At 67.0% G+C, this 1,050-nt stretch carries 1 protein-coding gene; it reads left to right on the top strand.

Going from position 1 to position 1,050, the window contains the following annotated elements; all coding sequences use genetic code 11:
- Positions 1 to 63 precede the first annotated feature (63 nt).
- Positions 64 to 1,050: phosphoenolpyruvate carboxykinase domain-containing protein (locus ASF38_RS19175; protein WP_235497521.1), on the top strand; the 987-nt coding region annotated here is incomplete at its 3' end.

Here is a 1,050-nt window from a genome sequence, read left to right as displayed (position 1 = left end):
CCCATGGCGGGGCAGACCCGCCAGAACGTGTCCCCGAACGGGGCAACGAGAGGAAACGACACGATGGCAGACGTGGCGGCAGCGCTCGACCAGGCTGGACTCACCAACGAGCACGTGCGCGAGTACGTGCAGCACTGGGCGGGGGTGACGGGTGCCGCGCGGGTCGAGGTCGTCTCGGCCGCTGACGACGCCCGCCTGATCGAGGAGGCGCTCGAGGCCGGGGAGCTGCTCCCCGCCGGCGAGGGTCGCTACTACTCGCGGTCCTACTTCAAGGACACCGCCCGCGCCGAGGAGCGCACCATCGTCGCCACCAGCGACGAGAACGACAAGGGCATCTACAACAACTGGCGTCCGTCCTCGGAGATGAAGGACAAGCTGGTCGGCCTCATGACCGGCGCGTCCGAGGGCAAGACCATGTACGTCATCCCCTACCTCATGGCACCGAAGGGCTCGCCGCTCAGCGAGTACGCCGCCGGCGTCGAGCTCACCGACAACCGCAACGTCGTCATGCAGATGATCCGCATGGCCCGTGTCGGTGCGGAGTACGTGAACGACCTCGGTGACTCCTTCGTGCGCGCCGTCCACGTGACCGGCGACCTCGAGAACCTCGGCCAGGGCACCCCCGACGACAAGCGCTACTTCGTCACCGTCGCCGACGAGCGCACCATCTTGCACTTCGGCTCGTCCTACGGCGGGAACGCGCTGCTCGGCAAGATCGCCCACGGCCTGCGCCAGGGCTCCTACGACGGCTGGAAGAACGGCTTCCTCGTGGAGCAGTTCATGCTGCTCGGCATCGTCGACAAGGAGACCGGCAAGAAGTACCACATCTGTGGCGGCTTCCCGTCCGCGTCGGGCAAGACCAACCTGGCCATGACGCTCGCGCCCGACGCCCTCGGCGACCGCTACTACGTCGAGTTCTACGGCGACGACATCGCGTGGCTGTGGGTCGGCGACGACGGCAAGCTTTACGGCATGAACCCCGAGAACGGTGTGTTCGGCGTCGCCAAGGACACCAACGAGAAGACCAACCCGACCGCCGTGGACTCCATC

Source organism: Aeromicrobium sp. Leaf272, assembly GCF_001422865.1.
GTDB lineage: Bacteria > Actinomycetota > Actinomycetes > Propionibacteriales > Nocardioidaceae > Aeromicrobium.
This window is presented reverse-complemented; position numbering and strand designations above follow the sequence as displayed.